Raw genomic sequence first — 16,675 nt, 5'->3', positions numbered from 1 at the left:
AGGAGGAAACCGGATGAGACTGGAAAAAGTGATCAATCGAATAGAGATACAGGACGAATACAAGGAATTTGTGGAGAAGTATATCGATGAGATCCTCGCCGAATTCGGGGGTCAGGTCCACAGCCTGTATATGTGCGGTTCGGTTCCAAAAGGAACGGCCACACCTTTCAAATCGGATGCGGATTTCACGCTGGTGTGCGCAAAGCCCGAAGAGATCGATTACGACAAAGTATCTCTTATCAAAGACAGGCTGTTGGCACAATATCCATTCCTCACCAAGATCGATACGATCGTCTGCTCGATCGACGACGTCTTGCATAAACCGAACGAGTGGGGATTTTGGATCAAGATCATTTGCGTGTGCGTCCATGGTCCTGACCTCGGAGAACAAGTACCGCCGATCGTTATTGCGCCAGCGTTCATTTTAGACCTGAATACAGATACCGAAGCGGAAGTGAAGCGTCTGCACCGTTTACTTGCCGAGACCGACGACCCGGCCCTGAAGACCCGATACATCAAAGGGTATGCCAAGCGATTGATTCGGGCTCTATATTCTCTCGTGTTGGAACATACGGGGGTATGGGAGGACGACATCGTGGAGATGAAGAACGCTATCGCAACCTACTGCGAGATCGATTCTGCCTGGGTGGAGGAGCTGTATGCTTGTTATCTGAACCCTGATGTACCGGTGGCGGAGTTTCTCGGGCTTGCGGATCAAGTGTACCGCTATTTTGAGCAGGCTTTGCAGACGATGGCTGCTTCCAGAACTGCTTCCGACTGATTGGCGAACACCGTCACGAGAGAGTGGAGAAGACTTGAAAAGGAGCAAATCCCGATGAACCTCATGCACGTACTCGCCGAAGTCGCAGGAACAATAAACCAAACAGGGATTCCTTACGTCATAGGAGGATCGGCGGCTACCGTTATCAACGGCTGCACTTCAATCCAACCCAACGATATCGATGTAATTTTGAAAAATGCGCCGGACGTAGAGAAAGTCGTGTGTTTGTTTGAAGCTTTTTTACCAGAGTCGCAAGTCGTTGAACACACAGAGGTGTCCAAGTGGAGGTCCACGCCCTCGCAGCCTGTCCTTACCTTTGCGGATCATGCCAATTACAAATGGACGTTTGCCCGATTTGTGATCCGGGGCGTTAAAGTGGAAATAGGCAGCATCGAACCGACTCCCGATTTTGAATATGTGCCGGCAACGGGCATCTGGGAAAGCGGTCCGTCCGTGTGGCCGTACATCAAGCGGGTCGTGGTCGAGGGTACGGCTATACCGGTGCTGCCGCTGGAAATCCAGTTGGAGACGAACATGAATCGGGGACTTGAAGACCGGATTGCGAACATAATCGAAGTTTTTCGAAGCGAAGGGTATGATTCTGAGTTACTGCGGTTCTCGCTTGGGAAAGAGAATTATTTGAACGTAAAAGAGAGGGTGTGAAGTCTTCGCTGGAAAGAAAGTGTCGACCTCGTATCGTGTGGCAGGCAAGCTAATCGGAGTCCAACAGTTATTCACACAAAAAAGCAGCTCATATGAGCTGCTTTTTGCATTACTTGGAGTGCAGAAGGGAAATGGTCGGGCGTTCTCCCGATTTATAGGTCGGAATCAGTTGAACTTGAGTGTCGTTATTCTCATTGGGCAAAAACTCGATGCCTTTCCCTTCTGCACATTCGAACTCTCTACCTGTGGGAGATTTGCGTGCAGGGACCGGTTCTTTAGGTAGGAAGACTGGATGCAAAGCGGCAGCCGGATCGGCAGCTGCACGGGGTTGTTCAGAAATATCGGATGCCGTGAGGAGCAGCAGAAGCAGTAACGAGGCAAAGCTTACTCCTGCATATTTCTTGTTTGATTTTATAATAGTCACCTCCTAGAAGGCCCCTCATTCGTTTATCCCGCATTAAAAATGTGTTGAGTCCTAAGCACAATAGCAAGAGCGATACCCTTTGCATTTTCAGGATGTCCTTTGATATCAATTCCAACTGCTTTTCTATTTGGATGTATTCGATGATCAATCTTCTCTACTTTATAATAGAATCCGGTGAAAGTTGGTGGATAAGTGACTCCGTAACTTCTTACATTTTGGTAAGTAAAAGTTCCAGCTGCTCCAGTAGGGCTGAACACAGTGGAATTCAAGTAGAGTGTGGCATTGTAGGGCAGAGGATGAATTTGTCGAATAGTTTCAGTGTGAGCCGTAGGAGTAATTACGTTCTCTGATTCGTTTTCAAAAAACGAATTAAAATCTTGAATAGTTTCTTCCTGTAATCGATCGTCTGAAGGGATTTCCAGATACTGATTAACTAAGTAATCCTCAATCTCTACCAAGCTCATTCCTTCCAGGCTGCTTAAAACTTTCTCTTCGTTTCCTTCCGGAATATAATAGGTCGCCCCCAATTCTACATTTACTTTGTTCATAACACTTTGTATTGAAGAAATCTCCTTGTCCATAGTATCAATTGGAGCGGCAGATACAGGCGAAGTGGCGAAAAGCATCAGTACACCAACAATCAATAACTTAGAAATAGCTTTAGCGATTTGAATAACCTCCAGTTTCTTCGTGATTTATAGGAATTAAATTCTTTTTTATATTATCATTATAATATCAGCTAAGTGTTAAATTATTCAAATCTAATTAAATTAATAAAGGGTATGACCTTCGATTTAGAATCGACGAATAAAATCGTCTGGAATTGGAAAATAACCTGCGTTCGAATTGTGCCAATAGAAGCGGAAAACCCGAGCTTCGTGCTGCCCTATAGTTAGACGCGGACGTCCACCTTCCAGCCGTATCCGCCGACCCGCGTCGCATTAGTCCGACGCCAATGTCGCAAAAGTACATGGTAACGCCGGACGAACATCGGATATACTCCCTTATATATTCGATAATGAAAATCATTATCATACATAAGGGGGATTTACGATGAAGACGGGAATGAAGGCGCGAGCGGCCGGAGGCCGGGGAATGGCCGCTTACAAATCGCGATTAGGGGTAGCCTGGATGCTGGTCCTTGTAGTTATATTGACTGCCTGCGGCGGCGGAGCCGGCGCGGATACCGGCAAGCCGTCCGCGGCAGCGGCGCAGACGCCTGTCAATGCGGAGACAAGCGCGGGGGCGTTCCCGGTTACGCTCCAACATATGAAGGGCGAACTGGTATTGAAAGAAAAGCCGAAGAAAATTGCCGTGCTCGACGTCAAGTTTCTGGATCAGATGTTAGCCGTCGGCGAGAAGCCGGCGGGCAGCGTGATTGCCGGTGGCAGCACCGATTTTCCGGAATATCTCGGCGATCAGCCGAACGGGGTACAGGTGCTCGGAACGCGGGATGAGCCGAATCTGGAAGCGATCCTGTCGTTGGACCCGGATCTGATTATCATGACCGATTTTCAGGAGAAACAGTATGAGAGCGTGAGCAAGATCGCGCCGACGCTCGTGCTGGATTTCTATGAAGACTGGCGCGATACGTTAACGACGGTCGCCAAGATCACGGACAAGCCGGCCGAAGCCGAGGCGGTGCGCCAGGCGTACGAAGACAAAGTGGCGGGATTAAAAACGAAGCTGTCCGAGAAGCTGGGCGACGAGACGGTAGCGCTGATACGTCCGAGAAAAGAAGGCATTCGCATTCACGGCATCGAGCATCGCACGGGCGGCATTCTGTATCGGGATTTGGGCTTGAACATGCCGCCGTTGGTTGAGGAAGTCGGCGCAGAAGGTTCTCTGGAGATCTCGATGGAAGAAGTGCCCGGGATCGGCGCCGATCGTTATTTCGTCCTGTCGGACGAGCTGTTCGCGGCAGAAGCCGAAGCGATGGTGAACAATCCGGTCTGGACTTCGCTGGATGCGGTCAAAAACAACCGGACGTACGACGTGAACTCCACGCTGTGGATCGCTTATTACGGTCCGCTGGCGATTGATTTGATCGTCGATGAGGCGGCGGAAGCGCTGCTCGGAACGAATTGATATGGAGGTTTATCTGAACACGGAAGCCTGGAAGCAGACGGCGGCCAAGCATTGTATTCGGCTCGGCGATCCGCCGGCGAACAGCGTGCGCACGATTGCGTTGAGCGAACTGCATGACGAAGCGGCATACCGGGATTATATCGTCTGGCTGCAGGCGTATATCGGCGCGCCCGACCTGGCGGTCGCCGCTTCGATGTTGGCCAAGCGCCTCGGTTATCTCTGGATCGCTCCGCTGGTGACGGCGCTGACTTTTCATCAACAGCACGTATCGTTCTCGCTGCCGGGCAGCTTCCTGTATCATCCCGCGCTGACGGAAGACGAGGGCACGACGCGGTTTCCTTTTCTGGCGGCTGCGGGGGTGCGGGCGGAGGCGCTGCCGATGCACCGGACAGAGCGGCGGACAGAAGCGGTCGAGGAGCTGTTCGCGCGGCAGCTGACTCCGCTGCTCAAGACGCTTGCGGCGATCGCACCGCTGTCGATGAGCATCCTCTGGGAAAATATCATGGTCCGGATCGGCCCGCTGTACCAGCCGAACGCGGACCATGCCGAAGCGGAACGTCGACAGGTTCAGGCGGATTTTACCTATCTGACGCAGGAAGCGCCCGGAGCCCTGTTCGATCAAAGACGCAATCCGTTCACCCGGTTTACCACGCTCGAAGGGGAGGTCCCGGCGGCGAAAACCGAACGGATCACCTGCTGCTTCTATTACCGGATGTCGGAGGAATACTGCAAAAAGTGCCCGAAAATTGACGGTGAGAATAAATCTCAATTACAATGACCTTAGCTACGATTCCTTTTTGCTAACGGTCAGGAGATGAGAGCAATGCCGCTGCACGAACAGACAAGCCTTTGGAGTGAGACGACGATCAAGATGCGGGACGGATATGTCGGTACTTTGCAGACCGGCAGCACGCTTGTCCGGAACGAAATCGACTCGAATCTGCTGCTGCTGGCGATAGGCGGGGAAGGGGAGCTTGCGATGAACGGCGAAGTGTGCCGCATCGGGGCTTCTTTTGCTTGTCATATGGCGCAGGGGACTTCGTTTACGCTCACGTCCGGGTCGGACGAACTTTATTATATGGTCATGACGTATCGGGCTTTCTCTCTCGAAGGGGCGTCCCAAGTCACGCCTTCGTACCGGAAGCACCCGCTGCAAACTTCTTTCGTTCAGAGCACGGCGGCCCAGACGGAATGGGTGCAGCAGGCCGAGAAAATTATCGCCAAATGGCGCCGCGGCGAAGGATTGGAAGTGTTCCATGCCAACGCGCTGCTGCAGATCATGCTTTACGAGCTGATCATGGAATACGAGAGTGCCCAAGGCGGAGGAGAATCCGACAAAGTAGAGGCGGTGACCTCGTATATCGCTTCGCATTATCGCCGCAACCTGGAGCTGCAGGAACTGGCGGACCTCGCGGGATGCAGCGTCAGGCAGCTCCAGCGGCGCTTCAAGCAGGAGAAGCAGCTCGGACCGATGGAGTACGCGATCCGGCTGCGCATGGAGAACGCGTCGCGGATGCTGCGGCATACGGACGCTTCGATCGGGCAGATCGCGGACCGGATCGGTTACCGGGACGTGTATTATTTCAGCCGGGCGTTCAAAAAATATTACGGCGTGTCCCCGCTCGGATACCGGCTGGACCAGGCTTCCAAACAATACGAACGTTACGCGCAGGCGCTGCTGCGAAATCGCACGGCGTCTTCGTACGACTCGGCCCAAGGCCCGGTCATCTGCCATCTGCGCGGCGAATACCTCGTGCGGCAGCCGCCGCGGCGGATCGCCGTACTCGACGTGCAGTATGCCGATCATCTGCTCGCGCTAGGGCTGCCGCCGGCCGGAAGCGTCGGATCGGGCAGCGCCTCCGTCGATTTTCCGCCGTCGATCCGCGCAGGACTTCAAGGCACTTCGCTGCTCGGAACGTACGAATACCCCGATCTGCCGGCCGTGGAGCGGCTGTCGCCGGATCTGATCATCTGCACCGAAGTGCATGATCGGCACGCCGAACGGTTAAGCCGGATCGCTCCCGTCCTGACGTTCAAGCGCAACGAGAGCTGGCAGACGATTCTGGGATTGTTCGGCGAGCTGACCGGCAGGCGGGCGGAAGCCCAAATCATTCTGGCGGATTACGACCGGCGCACCGCGCTGCTGTCCGAAGAACTGGCTCCCGCCCTGGCAGGGCAGAGCGTGGCGCTGATTCGCCCGCTCGATTCGCTCGTGCGCGTCCATTCGGCGGCCCACCGCACGGGTGTCGTGCTGTACCGCGATCTCGGCCTGCCGGTTCCTCTGTTCGTGGCGGATGCTGCGGACACGGCGTACCACATTTCCGTGGACAGGCTCGCGGCCGTGCAGGCCAGCCACTATTTCGTGCTGAGCAATCGGACGATGCAGGGAGGCATATCGACGACCGAGCAGCGGGTATTGGATCGGCTCGATACACACGGGAATCGGCAGATCCACGGCGTCGATGCCGCGATCTGGATCGGCTGTTACGGACCGATCGGGATTAACGGCATCGTGGATCGGATCGAGCAGGCTTTGTTGAAATAAGCGAAGAAGAATTCGAACTGCTGTTTATCCACACCGGCCGGGGGCGTTACGAGGTCGTCTATTCCATCAAAAGAAACCGGTATTCGGCCAATCGTCTGATCGAGACGACGTTGAGCGGATCTTTTGACTATGACGTTGAATTTTTGGGCGGGTTAACAGAGAAATTGCAAACCGTGCGCACTCTTTTGGCATAATCTTGTATACTTGTCTTATGAATAAAACTTATCGCACGAAAATCCCTGTCTCGATGTATGTGAATCTGGTCGCTTATGCGGGTATGGCTGTTATGCAGCTTAGGCTGGTCTTGGTCATGGAACGCTCGTTTTTTCTAATAGCTTCATGTACGTTTTTCTTTGCCTTGACGGTCACCATGTGGGTCTTGATCGCGAAAATAAGCAGGAAAAATAACAGATTGGAAATCATGCACGATCAGATCACATTAAACAACGTCAACGTCCCGCTTGAGAGGATCGAACAGATTGTCTTACAAGGCTATTTTACGCAAAGTATTGGAATCAAGCTGTACGGAAAACGGTACGTTCCCCATGATCTGCATTTTCGGTTCAAGCGGGATGAAGAAAAGAATGTGGAAGAGTTCCGCAAGTGGGCCGAAGACAGCGGAATACATACAAGCACGGGCTGGATTAGAAGATGGATCTAGAACAATGAACACCTCTGATTGCACGCGTAGTCAGAGGTTTTTGCTATAAATGGATAATTGGAGGAGTGGTGTGTATGCAGCATATGGAGAAGATTATCGCGGAACTGCTGCCCAAGCTGGAAAAGGAAAACAGATTCGTGCTGGGCTTGGACGGGCTGAGCCGCTCGGGGAAAACGACGTTCACGGCGGAACTGGTTCGGCATCTGCGTGAGCGGAACTTTGAAGCCGTCGCGCTGCATCTGGACGATTATATCGTGGAGCGAAAAAGGCGGTATCATACCGGCGAAGCGGAGTGGTTCGAGTATTACGGGCTTCAGTGGGACGTGGAGGGACTGCGGGAACATCTTTTCGGCCGGGTAGGCGCGAGCGGCAGTCTGACTCTTCCGAAGTACGAGAGCGAATCCGACGATCATCGGATGCAGCAGATCGTGCTGCCGGAGCGGGGCGTCGTGGTGATCGAAGGCGTTTTTCTGCAACGGGGGGCGTGGCGGGAATATCTGGACGGCGTGATCTATTTGGATTGTCCGCGGGAAGTGCGGTTTGCCAGAGAAAGCCCGGCCACTCGGCAGAACACGGACAAATTCGTGAACCGGTATTGGCAAGCCGAAGATTATTATCTGGCGGCAGAAGACCCGTTAAGCCAAGCGGATTGGATTGTAAAAGAGTACAGCTGAGGAGGCGCCGGATGGAGTCTTATTTCCCGAATACCGCGGAGTCCGAAGGAGGGGCGCGGAGGAGGCAGACGATCGCCGCCGCGATCCGGCACACCGCTGCGCTCCGGTCCGACGGCACCGTCTCGGCGATCGGCGATAACCGGTACGGTCAATGCGACGTCGGCGGCTGGTCCGACATCGTCGCGGTCGCGGCCGGCAACGTACATCGGGCGACCAACACCGGAAACGCGCATACGGTCGGTCTTCGGGCGGACGGCACGGTGGTCGCGACCGGATGGAATGCAAACGGGCAGTGCGACGTGGAAGACTGGCACGGAATTGCGGCAATCGCCGCAGGCTGGCGGCGCACGGTCGGGCTGACAGCGGACGGCCGCGTTGCCTTGGCAGGGCGCAATGCCGAAGGCCAATGCGAAGTCGGCGATTGGCGCGAGATAACGGCGATCAGCGCGGGAGATTGGCATACGGTCGGTTTGCGCTGCGACGGCACCGTATGTATGGCCGGCAGCCGTCGTTATGGTCTGGGCCAAGCCGCCGATTGGCGCGGGATCGCGGCGGTCGCGGCCGGGTATCTGCATACGGTCGGCCTTCGCGCGGACGGGACGGTCACGGCGGCCGGTTCGAACAAGCACGGCCAGGGCGAGACGGGCGATTGGCGCGGCATCGTCGCGGTCGCCGCCGGCAGCTATCATACGGTCGGCTTGACCGCGGACGGCCGCGTCGTCGCCTCGGGCTCCAACGCGCACGGCCAATGCAACGTCAGCGGCTGGCACTCTATCGTGGCGGCTGCCGCAGGGTGCCTGCATACGATCGGCCTGCGCGCGGACGGAACGCTGGTCGCGGCGGGCAACCGCGAATACGGCCAATGCGACGTCGACGTGTGGAGCGGTCTTCAGATGCCCGAAGATTCTTTTTAGAAAAGACTCGTGTTTAACTCCGTAAATATTTTAGGGCGTTCGGTAGAGATTATCCGGCGCTTTTTATCGTTTATATAGAAGAAGAACGTCCAAAAAGCAAAGAGGTGAACCGATGAGCGAATTTAGCGCAAGTTATCATCTGAGAACGACTGATCGGCAGCAGGTGGTCCGAATGATTCAGGCTGCCGGTCACCGCGGATTCGTTTTTCCGGAAACGAACGGGTGGGTCACATTTATCGTGGAGGGAGAGACGTGGGAAGCCAGACCTGAGATTCTGGAGCAAAATCCGGGACTGCTGGCCCATTATTTATATATGGAGGATCATGGATGGGCGTTAAGCCTGTTTGAAAAAGACGAAGAAGTGTTCGGATACCGGTGTGATTGGACGGAAGTATTCGAGATTGAAAAAGACGAAACCGACTTCGACTTGTTGAGACGCCTGATTAGCGAGCAGGCCCATTCGACCGAAGGATTGGAGCAGGCGTTTGAGGCTGACGGCTACACGGACGATGTTCCGCCGGCTTATGCGATTGCCCAAAAGCTGGGCTGGGTCTATTTCGAAAGGTTATCCGCGGACAATATCGGCGAAGGTGAAGATTTTGCGAATCTTATTCGCGTAGAAGGAAACGGAAACCAGGCTTTTTAAAAAACATCCCCAAATCTACCTCAACCAAAGGAGCTTACCCCTATATGAAAGCAATCATCGTGGAACACAAACAGCCGGAACAGGCAAACGGACTGACGTTGACGGAGCTGCCCGCTCCGATTCCGGCCGAAGGCGAGCTGTTGGTCAAAGTCCGGGCGGCGGCGGTCAATCGCACGGATATCGTGACCCGCGAAGGGCAGTCCGGCTATGCGGTCAATCCGGTTCTGGGCGTGGAAATCGCAGGAGTTGTCGAGCAGGCGGACGGGAACTCGGGCTTTGCGCCGGGCGACCGCGTGATGGGGCTCGTCAACGGCGGCGGCTACGCGGAATACGCGGTCATGCCGGCGGAGCGCGCGATGAAGATTCCGGACGCGTATTCGTTTGCCGAGGCGGCGGCCGTGCCGGAGGTGTTCCTGACGGCGTATCAGACGCTGTACTGGATCGGCCGGCTTCAGCCGCATGAATCGGTGCTGATCCACGCGGGAGCGAGCGGCGTCGGAACCGCGGCGATCCAATTGGCCAAAACGTTGAGCCGGGCGCAGGTGATCGTCACGGCCGGTTCCGAAGAGAAGCTCGACTTCTGCCGGAACCTGGGCGCGGACGTCGGGATCAATTACAAGACGCAGTCTTTTGAACAAGAAGTGCTGCAAGCGACAGACGGCCAGGGCGTCGATCTGATCCTCGATTTCGTCGGCGCGGACTATTGGGACAAAAATCTGGCCAGCATCAAAAAAGAAGGACGCTGGGTGTTGATCGGCATTTTGGGCGGCGTGCAGGTGGAGCAGGTCAATCTGTTCGCGCTCATGTCCAAATGCGTGCAGTTGACCGGAACGCTGCTCACTCCGCGCAGCGACGCTTACAAAGCGCGGCTGACCGCCGATTTTGTGTCCGAAGTCTTCCCGCGTATCGAACGGGGCGAGATCAAGCCGATCGTCGATACGGTCTTTCCGCTGGAGCAGGCGATCGAAGCGCAGCGCCATATGGAAGAGAACCGCAATATCGGGAAAATCATTCTGCAAGTCGGAAAGGAAGACTGAACATGCCGTTACCGATGGTTCATTTGGGCGTCGCCGTCCGCTATTTCGAAGGAGGCGGCGTTCCCGAAGCTTTTGCATTGGGGAGCATCGCGCCGGATGCTATTCATATGCGGGCCGGAGCTGGCAGGGAGGACAAGGTGCGCACCCATTTTGGCGGCAAAGAAACGACGCCTGACATTCTGGAGCGGGAATACGCGTCGTATCTTGGCCTAAGCGACGAGCCGGAGTGGCGGGTTTACGTCCAGGGCTATTTTGCCCACGTGCTGACCGATTATTTGTGGGGACAAAGCATATACGAGGACTTCAAGCGGCAGACGCAGCGGGATGGACTGCCGCCCGGCGAGATCAAGAATACGTATTATGTCGATACGGACGGGATCGATTTTCGCTTATACGAGACTTCGGCGTGGACCGACGAGATCCGGGCCGGCCTACTGCGCGTTCCCGCTCGCGGGGTGCCGCCGCTGCTGACCGAACGCGAAGTGGACGAATGGCGGCTGCGTACGCTGCATTGGTTCGAAGAGCCGACCCACAGGCCGGAGTCCGAACCGAAATACGTGACGATGGCGATCGTCGAAGATTTTATCCGGCAGACCGGAGACGCCACCCGCGACGCGATTCGGGAGTGGGAAGCGCGGCTGGAGCGGACAGGCGGGCATCGGTCGTGAACAGCGAAGACTGCCGGGACCTGATCTACGTTAGCCGTCCGCATGCGGACGACCTATTCTGTTATGCCTACGGAATCGAATTCGCGGAATTCCTGTCGGGGGTGAAGCCGCCGCTTGCGAATCTGCTGCTGCTGAACCACCGTTTCGATGCCGCCAAGTGGAATCCCCATACGGGATTGGAGTACGTGACCGCCGCGGAAATCGGGAGGCTGATCGAAGACGACGTATACGGGTACGGGGATTTTTGCTGGGTTGATGTGGAGCGGAAAGAAGATTTGAATAGGCTGACGCGGCCGCAGATCGCGGAGCTGCTGTTGTTCGGGCATCTGGCGGAAACGCTTGACGACCTGCCGTTGGCCCGCTTCGCTTATTACGCGCACGACGACGGCTGGTTCAACAAGACCTATTTTGCGGTAGCCGAGGACTATGCCGGGATGCTGTCCGGCGTCGTGCGGTCCAAACTGAGTCTTTTTGCCGGACAAGAACTGAACGACCTGCCGGAGACTGTGCAAACAGGGATCATGGCTTATGCGACGGACGGCCTGTTTATCGATTTTCTCCGGATGGAGATCGAAGATTCGCGAATCCGCGTTCCGATCGCGACCGTAGGGCATCATCGCGATATGGATCTTGTGTACGGACTGCGGGATAGAACCCCAGATGTGCGAGCCTGGCTGGACTACGCGGACGGAAAGTGGAAGCTTGCCAAAGGTCATGAATAAGCAGCGTCGGCGCCGAACCCTTATCTGTAAAAATGAAGGAGGCTCCTTATGTACGAACCGGACGAGCAGGAACTTGAGTTCCAAAAGTCCATTCTGGACGAAGTCGACCATTCGCTGACCGTGACGTTTTTTTATAATGAAAAGCGGGCTTTGTACGGATTTGTTGCAAGCGGCACGTCGCAGTTTGATGCGTATGGGGAAGACATTCTCTCGGCCGGAGTCTCCGCTCTGATTCTCAATACGATCAACAGTTTGTTTGCGCTGACCGAAGATATTGTGGAAGAAGAGACGCGCAGGAATCACTCCAGCTGCATGCTGCCGAACCTGAAGGCCAAAAACCGCGCTAGCCGTGAAGCGATTACGCTGTTAAAGTCGCTTGAGATCGGGATTGAAGGGATTCAGCATATGTACGGAGAAGAACATCTGACGATTGAACGAACATACGCCGGGCCGCCTGCGAAAGTGTTTAAGCTTTTTAAATGAGCGGCTTCAGACTTGAAATTTTTTCTCCCTAATAAAAGAGTACCGCAGAAAGGAGAACGTCCATGATCATCCTGCAGCCTTTTGAACGTGCTGATTTTGATGAACTGATCCGCTGGAGCGGCGATGAAGCTTTTTTGCTGCAATGGTCGGGGCCGCAGTTTCGGTTTCCATTGTCGGAGGACCAACTGGAAGCTTATGTGCAAGGGGCAAACGAACCGGATGTCTCCGATCGATTCGTCTACAAGGCGGTCGACCCGTCGAGCGGCGCAGTTGTCGGGCACGTCTCGCTCGGGGCAATCGACCGGTACAACCGTTCGGGGCGCGTCGGCAAAGTGCTCGTATTCGGCGATTACCGGGGCCGGGGATACGGCAGCGGGATCCTGCACGAGATTTTGCGTATCGGATTCGACGATCTGCAGCTGCACCGGATCAGCCTCGGCGTGTTCGACTTCAATCTCTCCGCGCTGCGACTGTACGAGCAGGCCGGCTTCGTCCGGGAAGGACTGATCCGCGATTCGCGCCGGCACGGCGATACGTACTGGAACCTGATCGAAATGGGCATGCTGGAGAGCGAGTGGAAAAATCGGAAGTGAGAGGACGTGGGCAGCATGACGCGAGTCATCTTCGGCATGACGATGTCGCTGGACGGATTCATCAATGACGCCGAAGGGCGCATAGCGAGGCTGTACCCGGATTTTGACGAACTGCAAGCCAGCGAATTGATGCGCGAAGCGATCCGGGATACCGGGGCGGTGATCATGGGGCGCCGCACGTTCGGGATGGTCGACGATCCCGATACTTACGCCGACAGGTACGAGTTCCAGGTGCCGATCTTCGTCGTGACCCGGCAGGCGCCCGCGCGTGCGCCGAAAGAGAATGGAGCGATCCGGTTCACGTTCGTGGACAGCCCCGAAGAAGCGGTGCGTCAGGCGATCGGGGCGGCAAATGGCCGCGACGTCACGGTCGTGGGCGGACCGGACGTCGGGATGCAGCTGCTTGGGGCCGGACTTGTGGACGAACTGCAAATCGGCATTACGCCGATCGTGCTCGGCAAAGGGACGAGGCTGTTCGACCGGCTGTCCGGGCTGCCGATCACGCTGCGCAAAACGCGGGTCGTGGAGACGGGGCAGCGGACGGATTTGTTTTTTGACGTGGGAACGGGTTGATCGATTATCAGTTGAAGCTTCTGGATTTCTCCCTTATAATCAGGATAGTGTGATGAATATTGTAAATATTGGGGGAACTCTTATGTTCGTAGGCAAAGGCGCAGTACGTGAAATGGCGAATGAAATCGATAAAGTGGTTCGGGACATCGACCAGATCACGCAGTCCAGAATCGACCGGGTAGCCGACAAAATCGACTCCGAATTGAATTCCTGCGGACGCGAATTGACGAATGCCGCGACGACGCTGTCGCAAATCAAGCCCCTCATGGATCGATTGGTGGCCCAGGTCGGACAGAACGCGCCGGACCATGTTCAGGTGCTGGTCTCTTCGATCGCCCAGGAAGTCGTAGCCAAAGCTTCCGGCGCGAGCGGCAACATCGAAGAAGTGCAAAGAAACATCAAGGATGTCGACAAGCTGACGGACGAGATCGATACGTTGACCGACGAGATCGACAAGCTGACCAACAAGATCGACGAAATTACCGACAAATACCAGAAGTAAGGGAGACCTGCCCGATGAGTGATTACACGCCGCCCGTAGGCAACGGACAACCGAACTATTTGTCGAATGGCTGGGGCAACAACAACCGGACCAAAGAAACGGCATCCAAAATCGATCATATCGCGGACAAAGCGCATTTCGGGATCGAGATGCTGGACCACAGCCTGATCGGCATCGACGCCATCGAGAAAGAACTGGTCGAACTGTCGAACGCTTCGACGCCGCCTTCCCAGGCGCAGCTCCGGGCGTTGGCCCACCGGCTGGACGCCCATCAGAAGCAGTTCCAGCAGGGGCTTGGCCGGATCAAGGAAATGATGACCGATATCGACAAAGCGACGGACACGATCCAAAACAATCGGACAAGCTGGTAATCGCAAAGTCGTGCCCAGGTACGGCTTTTTCTTTTTGCTCGCTGCCGGAAAAAAGCAAAAAGGCTCGCCTTCGCGGCGGGCCTTTTTGTATGCGGGCAAAGATTCAGTCTCCTGTCCACGCCATCTCCGAATACGGTTCGGACTCGGCGGTGAGCCGAAAGCCGAGCCGCTCATACAGCTTCTTGGCCGGGCTGCCGGACTGTACGCTGAGGCGGATCGGCGCGCCGGCGGAAGCGGCGCGCCGCTGCAGGTCGCGCAGCAGTTCGGACCCGATGCCCCGGCCGCGGTATTCGGGCAGCAAGGAGACGTCGATGATTCGCCAGCCGTCCGGGCGGCAGTCGAGATAGAGCTGTCCCACATCCCGCTCCACCTGCCGGACGAGATAACGGACCGCTTCCGGATAGCGCGAAGCGTAGGACATCCGCTGCGCGTTCCACTGCATGCTGAGGAAAAGCTGCCGCTGCGCCTCGTCCCAACCCCACGCATCCAGTTCTTCGCGGCGCGTGCCGGCATAGAGATCGTACAGAAAAACATCGTCTTCGGGTGTCGCGGGAACCGTCAGCACCATGGAATCCCTCCGCTATGTAGAATGCTTAAAATCTTTTTTATAAGTGTAACTCTTTTTGGCAATTTTGTTTAGTTTTTGTTCAGAGAATGGTGGTATACTGAAGTGGATTTTAAAGGGTCCCGGGCCTTATGCTGGTGGGTCTGGGCGAACACAAATAAAGAGGAGGCTTGGGAATGACCGATGCTTACGTAGGAGAGATTCGAATATTTGGAGGGAATTTTGCACCTGTAGACTGGCAATTTTGCGACGGACAGCTTCTGTCGATCAGCGAGTACGAAACGTTGTACGCGCTCATCGGAACGACTTACGGCGGAGACGGGCAAAACACGTTCGCGCTGCCCGATTTGAGAGGCCGGACTCCGGTACATGTAGGGAACGACGGTCAAGGCAATACGTATATGCTCGGCTCTCAGGGCGGAGTCGAAAACGTGACGCTGACGTCTGCCCAGATGCCGTCGCATACGCATCCGATCAAAGCTTCAAGCAATCCGGGAACGGCCGCTTCGCCGAGCGCAGGGTATTTTGCGACCAGTTCCAGCAATCAATACTCGGACGCGCCCAGAACCGGATCGATGGCTCCCGGAACGATCACTCCTCAAGGCGGCAATCAACCCCACAACAATATGATGCCCAGCCTTGCCCTCAACTTCATCATCGCGACGCAAGGCTATTTCCCATCCCAATCGTAAACCCGAAGGAGAGAATCAGACATGGCAGACCCGTATCTTGGCGAAATTCGTTTGTTTTCATGGGGAATGATTCCCCGCGGTTGGGCGGCATGCAATGGACAGCTGCTGGCAATCTCCACGAACCAGGCTCTTTTCTCCCTTCTTGGCGTCAATTATGGCGGCAACGGCACGACGACGTTCGGTCTCCCCAATCTTCAGGGCAGAACGGCGATGTCTCCGGTGAATCCAGCCGGACCGGGACTTTTGAGCGGACAAGCTGTGCATACGCTTACAAATGTTGAAATGCCTGCCCATTCGCATGGAGCCGTCGGTGGTTCGGACGCGACACAGACCGATCCGACCGGCAAATTTTGGGGGACGAACGCGACCCGATTGCAGTATACGCCGGATGCTCCGACCGGGACGGCGAATGCGGGCGCGCTGGGCGCCGCCGGACAGGACCAACCCCACGAGAATCGTCAGCCTTACCTGGCCATGAATTACTGCATCGCGACGACCGGCCTGTATCCTTCGCGTCCTTAATCCAATTCCGATCGAAAGCGAGATGATGAGATGGATCCATTTATGGGTGAAATTCGATTATTTGCAGGAACTTTTGCGCCCAGAGGTTGGCTGGTATGCAACGGGCAGCTTCTTCCCATTCGACAGTATACGGCTTTATTTTCCCTATTGGGCACTACATACGGGGGAGACGGAACGACCACTTTTGCGCTTCCCAATCTGATCAGCCGAGCGGCGATCCACGAGGGAGCGGGCCCGGGACTGACTCCCCGTGCGCTCGGCGACCAAGTCGGCGAAGCCGCCACTACGCTCCAGACTACTCAACTGCCCAACCATACCCACGTGACGGCCGCGATCTCCGCGGCAGCGAACAGTCCCGATCCGACCGGCCGAATCTGGGCGAATCCGGGCGGACGGTCGCAGAAAATCTATTCCGACAAATCCGACGCGCCGTTGAATGCCGGACTTGTGGCTTCAGCCGGCGGTGGTCAGCCCCACAATAATCTTCAGCCTTACCTCGAATTGAATTACATCATGGCCATCGAAGGCATATTCCCTCAAAGACCTTAAAG

23 protein-coding genes are annotated in these 16,675 nt (G+C 55.6%); 20 read left to right on the top strand and 3 right to left on the bottom strand.

Annotated features, from left to right (window positions below):
- The first annotated feature begins 13 nt into the window (after positions 1 to 13).
- Both FFV09_RS05515 and FFV09_RS05510 read left to right on the top strand, forming a co-directional pair.
- Positions 14 to 781 carry a nucleotidyltransferase gene (locus FFV09_RS05515; protein ID WP_141446818.1) on the top strand — a complete coding sequence of 256 codons (768 nt, stop codon included), beginning with the start codon at positions 14 to 16 and terminating at the stop codon, positions 779 to 781.
- A gap of 54 nt (positions 782 to 835) precedes the next feature.
- Positions 836 to 1,444, top strand: coding sequence for a nucleotidyltransferase family protein (locus tag FFV09_RS05510; protein ID WP_141446816.1), 609 nt, complete (start codon positions 836 to 838; stop codon positions 1,442 to 1,444).
- Positions 1,445 to 1,553: 109 nt separating this feature from the next.
- On the opposite strand, the gene FFV09_RS05505 is transcribed toward FFV09_RS05510, so the two are convergent.
- Positions 1,554 to 1,868 (bottom strand): hypothetical protein, encoded by a 315-nt coding sequence (locus FFV09_RS05505; RefSeq protein WP_141446814.1) that lies wholly within the window; start codon positions 1,866 to 1,868, stop codon positions 1,554 to 1,556.
- Between the two features lie 23 nt (positions 1,869 to 1,891).
- Positions 1,892 to 2,416: a hypothetical protein gene (locus FFV09_RS05500; RefSeq protein WP_141446812.1), complete on the bottom strand. Its 525-nt coding sequence runs from the start codon at positions 2,414 to 2,416 to the stop codon at positions 1,892 to 1,894.
- A 505-nt stretch (positions 2,417 to 2,921) separates the two neighbouring features.
- On the opposite strand from FFV09_RS05500, the gene FFV09_RS05495 reads away from it, so the two are divergent.
- The 15 genes from FFV09_RS05495 to FFV09_RS05425 all read left to right on the top strand — a co-directional run bounded on the left by FFV09_RS05495 (position 2,922) and on the right by FFV09_RS05425 (position 14,345).
- Positions 2,922 to 3,956 (top strand): ABC transporter substrate-binding protein, encoded by a 1,035-nt coding sequence (locus tag FFV09_RS05495; protein WP_141446810.1) that lies wholly within the window; start codon positions 2,922 to 2,924, stop codon positions 3,954 to 3,956.
- A gap of 1 nt (position 3,957) precedes the next feature.
- Positions 3,958 to 4,734 (top strand): (2Fe-2S)-binding protein, encoded by a 777-nt coding sequence (locus FFV09_RS05490; RefSeq protein WP_141446809.1) that lies wholly within the window; start codon positions 3,958 to 3,960, stop codon positions 4,732 to 4,734.
- Between the two features lie 45 nt (positions 4,735 to 4,779).
- The gene (locus FFV09_RS05485) at positions 4,780 to 6,501 is read left to right on the top strand and encodes a helix-turn-helix domain-containing protein (RefSeq protein WP_141446807.1); all 1,722 of its coding nucleotides are present in this window, start codon (positions 4,780 to 4,782) and stop codon (positions 6,499 to 6,501) included.
- A 247-nt stretch (positions 6,502 to 6,748) separates the two neighbouring features.
- Positions 6,749 to 7,162 carry a hypothetical protein gene (locus FFV09_RS05480; RefSeq protein WP_141446805.1) on the top strand — a complete coding sequence of 138 codons (414 nt, stop codon included), beginning with the start codon at positions 6,749 to 6,751 and terminating at the stop codon, positions 7,160 to 7,162.
- An 83-nt stretch (positions 7,163 to 7,245) separates the two neighbouring features.
- Positions 7,246 to 7,836: a kinase gene (locus tag FFV09_RS05475; RefSeq protein ID WP_141450353.1), complete on the top strand. Its 591-nt coding sequence runs from the start codon at positions 7,246 to 7,248 to the stop codon at positions 7,834 to 7,836.
- Positions 7,837 to 7,847: 11 nt separating this feature from the next.
- Positions 7,848 to 8,750 (top strand): RCC1 domain-containing protein, encoded by a 903-nt coding sequence (locus FFV09_RS05470; protein ID WP_141446803.1) that lies wholly within the window; start codon positions 7,848 to 7,850, stop codon positions 8,748 to 8,750.
- Positions 8,751 to 8,862: 112 nt separating this feature from the next.
- Positions 8,863 to 9,396 carry a hypothetical protein gene (locus FFV09_RS05465; protein ID WP_141446801.1) on the top strand — a complete coding sequence of 178 codons (534 nt, stop codon included), beginning with the start codon at positions 8,863 to 8,865 and terminating at the stop codon, positions 9,394 to 9,396.
- A 44-nt stretch (positions 9,397 to 9,440) separates the two neighbouring features.
- A complete protein-coding gene (locus FFV09_RS05460; RefSeq protein ID WP_141446799.1) occupies positions 9,441 to 10,433 on the top strand; it encodes an NAD(P)H-quinone oxidoreductase in 993 nt (330 codons plus the stop codon).
- Between the two features lie 2 nt (positions 10,434 to 10,435).
- Entirely contained in the window at positions 10,436 to 11,101 is a 666-nt protein-coding gene (locus tag FFV09_RS05455) for a hypothetical protein (RefSeq protein WP_141446796.1), read from the top strand.
- A complete protein-coding gene (locus tag FFV09_RS05450; protein WP_141446795.1) occupies positions 11,098 to 11,823 on the top strand; it encodes a hypothetical protein in 726 nt (241 codons plus the stop codon). The genes FFV09_RS05455 and FFV09_RS05450 overlap by 4 nt, the downstream gene beginning before the upstream one ends.
- Positions 11,824 to 11,871: 48 nt before the next feature.
- Positions 11,872 to 12,306 carry a ribosomal-processing cysteine protease Prp gene (locus FFV09_RS05445; RefSeq protein ID WP_141446793.1) on the top strand — a complete coding sequence of 145 codons (435 nt, stop codon included), beginning with the start codon at positions 11,872 to 11,874 and terminating at the stop codon, positions 12,304 to 12,306.
- 62 nt (positions 12,307 to 12,368) lie between these two features.
- On the top strand, positions 12,369 to 12,899 hold the full coding sequence (locus tag FFV09_RS05440) for a GNAT family N-acetyltransferase (protein ID WP_141446791.1): 531 nt from the start codon (positions 12,369 to 12,371) through the stop codon (positions 12,897 to 12,899).
- A 15-nt stretch (positions 12,900 to 12,914) separates the two neighbouring features.
- Positions 12,915 to 13,472, top strand: a complete 558-nt coding sequence (locus FFV09_RS05435) for a dihydrofolate reductase family protein (protein ID WP_141446789.1) — start codon at positions 12,915 to 12,917, stop codon at positions 13,470 to 13,472.
- Positions 13,473 to 13,554: 82 nt separating this feature from the next.
- On the top strand, positions 13,555 to 13,974 hold the full coding sequence (locus tag FFV09_RS05430) for a kinetochore Spc7 family protein (protein ID WP_141446787.1): 420 nt from the start codon (positions 13,555 to 13,557) through the stop codon (positions 13,972 to 13,974).
- 14 nt (positions 13,975 to 13,988) lie between these two features.
- Entirely contained in the window at positions 13,989 to 14,345 is a 357-nt protein-coding gene (locus FFV09_RS05425) for a hypothetical protein (RefSeq protein ID WP_141446785.1), read from the top strand.
- Positions 14,346 to 14,448: 103 nt separating this feature from the next.
- Here FFV09_RS05425 and FFV09_RS05420 read toward each other — a convergent pair whose 3' ends face one another.
- On the bottom strand, positions 14,449 to 14,913 hold the full coding sequence (locus FFV09_RS05420; protein ID WP_141446783.1) for a GNAT family N-acetyltransferase: 465 nt from the start codon (positions 14,911 to 14,913) through the stop codon (positions 14,449 to 14,451).
- A 173-nt stretch (positions 14,914 to 15,086) separates the two neighbouring features.
- Between FFV09_RS05420 and FFV09_RS05415 the strand changes: the two genes are divergently transcribed.
- The 3 genes from FFV09_RS05415 to FFV09_RS05405 are packed head-to-tail and all read left to right on the top strand — an operon-like array spanning position 15,087 to position 16,673.
- Positions 15,087 to 15,602: a phage tail protein gene (locus FFV09_RS05415; protein ID WP_141446781.1), complete on the top strand. Its 516-nt coding sequence runs from the start codon at positions 15,087 to 15,089 to the stop codon at positions 15,600 to 15,602.
- A 21-nt stretch (positions 15,603 to 15,623) separates the two neighbouring features.
- Positions 15,624 to 16,124, top strand: coding sequence for a phage tail protein (locus FFV09_RS05410; RefSeq protein WP_141446779.1), 501 nt, complete (start codon positions 15,624 to 15,626; stop codon positions 16,122 to 16,124).
- A 30-nt stretch (positions 16,125 to 16,154) separates the two neighbouring features.
- Positions 16,155 to 16,673 carry a phage tail protein gene (locus FFV09_RS05405; protein ID WP_141446777.1) on the top strand — a complete coding sequence of 173 codons (519 nt, stop codon included), beginning with the start codon at positions 16,155 to 16,157 and terminating at the stop codon, positions 16,671 to 16,673.
- Positions 16,674 to 16,675: the final 2 nt, after the last annotated feature.

The sequence above is a fragment of the Saccharibacillus brassicae genome, from assembly GCF_006542275.1.
Taxonomy (GTDB): domain Bacteria; phylum Bacillota; class Bacilli; order Paenibacillales; family Paenibacillaceae; genus Saccharibacillus; species Saccharibacillus brassicae.
Note: the sequence above shows the minus strand (reverse complement) of the source record. Positions and strands in the feature narration are given on the sequence as shown.

Bases quoted from the DNA above. Each gene is read 5' to 3' on its own strand.
- FFV09_RS05515 (WP_141446818.1), top strand. From the start codon at position 14: ATGAGACTGGAAAAAGTGATCAATCGAATAGAGATACAGGACGAATAC.
- FFV09_RS05510 (WP_141446816.1), top strand. From the start codon at position 836: ATGAACCTCATGCACGTACTCGCCGAAGTCGCAGGAACAATAAACCAA.
- FFV09_RS05500 (WP_141446812.1), bottom strand. From the start codon at position 2,416: ATGAACAAAGTAAATGTAGAATTGGGGGCGACCTATTATATTCCGGAA.
- FFV09_RS05495 (WP_141446810.1), top strand. From the start codon at position 2,922: ATGAAGACGGGAATGAAGGCGCGAGCGGCCGGAGGCCGGGGAATGGCC.
- FFV09_RS05490 (WP_141446809.1), top strand. From the start codon at position 3,958: ATGGAGGTTTATCTGAACACGGAAGCCTGGAAGCAGACGGCGGCCAAG.
- FFV09_RS05485 (WP_141446807.1), top strand. From the start codon at position 4,780: ATGCCGCTGCACGAACAGACAAGCCTTTGGAGTGAGACGACGATCAAG.
- FFV09_RS05480 (WP_141446805.1), top strand. From the start codon at position 6,749: ATGTATGTGAATCTGGTCGCTTATGCGGGTATGGCTGTTATGCAGCTT.
- FFV09_RS05475 (WP_141450353.1), top strand. From the start codon at position 7,246: ATGGAGAAGATTATCGCGGAACTGCTGCCCAAGCTGGAAAAGGAAAAC.
- FFV09_RS05470 (WP_141446803.1), top strand. From the start codon at position 7,848: ATGGAGTCTTATTTCCCGAATACCGCGGAGTCCGAAGGAGGGGCGCGG.
- FFV09_RS05465 (WP_141446801.1), top strand. From the start codon at position 8,863: ATGAGCGAATTTAGCGCAAGTTATCATCTGAGAACGACTGATCGGCAG.
- FFV09_RS05460 (WP_141446799.1), top strand. From the start codon at position 9,441: ATGAAAGCAATCATCGTGGAACACAAACAGCCGGAACAGGCAAACGGA.
- FFV09_RS05455 (WP_141446796.1), top strand. From the start codon at position 10,436: ATGCCGTTACCGATGGTTCATTTGGGCGTCGCCGTCCGCTATTTCGAA.
- FFV09_RS05445 (WP_141446793.1), top strand. From the start codon at position 11,872: ATGTACGAACCGGACGAGCAGGAACTTGAGTTCCAAAAGTCCATTCTG.
- FFV09_RS05440 (WP_141446791.1), top strand. From the start codon at position 12,369: ATGATCATCCTGCAGCCTTTTGAACGTGCTGATTTTGATGAACTGATC.
- FFV09_RS05435 (WP_141446789.1), top strand. From the start codon at position 12,915: ATGACGCGAGTCATCTTCGGCATGACGATGTCGCTGGACGGATTCATC.
- FFV09_RS05430 (WP_141446787.1), top strand. From the start codon at position 13,555: ATGTTCGTAGGCAAAGGCGCAGTACGTGAAATGGCGAATGAAATCGAT.
- FFV09_RS05425 (WP_141446785.1), top strand. From the start codon at position 13,989: ATGAGTGATTACACGCCGCCCGTAGGCAACGGACAACCGAACTATTTG.
- FFV09_RS05420 (WP_141446783.1), bottom strand. From the start codon at position 14,913: ATGGTGCTGACGGTTCCCGCGACACCCGAAGACGATGTTTTTCTGTAC.
- FFV09_RS05415 (WP_141446781.1), top strand. From the start codon at position 15,087: ATGACCGATGCTTACGTAGGAGAGATTCGAATATTTGGAGGGAATTTT.
- FFV09_RS05410 (WP_141446779.1), top strand. From the start codon at position 15,624: ATGGCAGACCCGTATCTTGGCGAAATTCGTTTGTTTTCATGGGGAATG.
- FFV09_RS05405 (WP_141446777.1), top strand. From the start codon at position 16,155: ATGGATCCATTTATGGGTGAAATTCGATTATTTGCAGGAACTTTTGCG.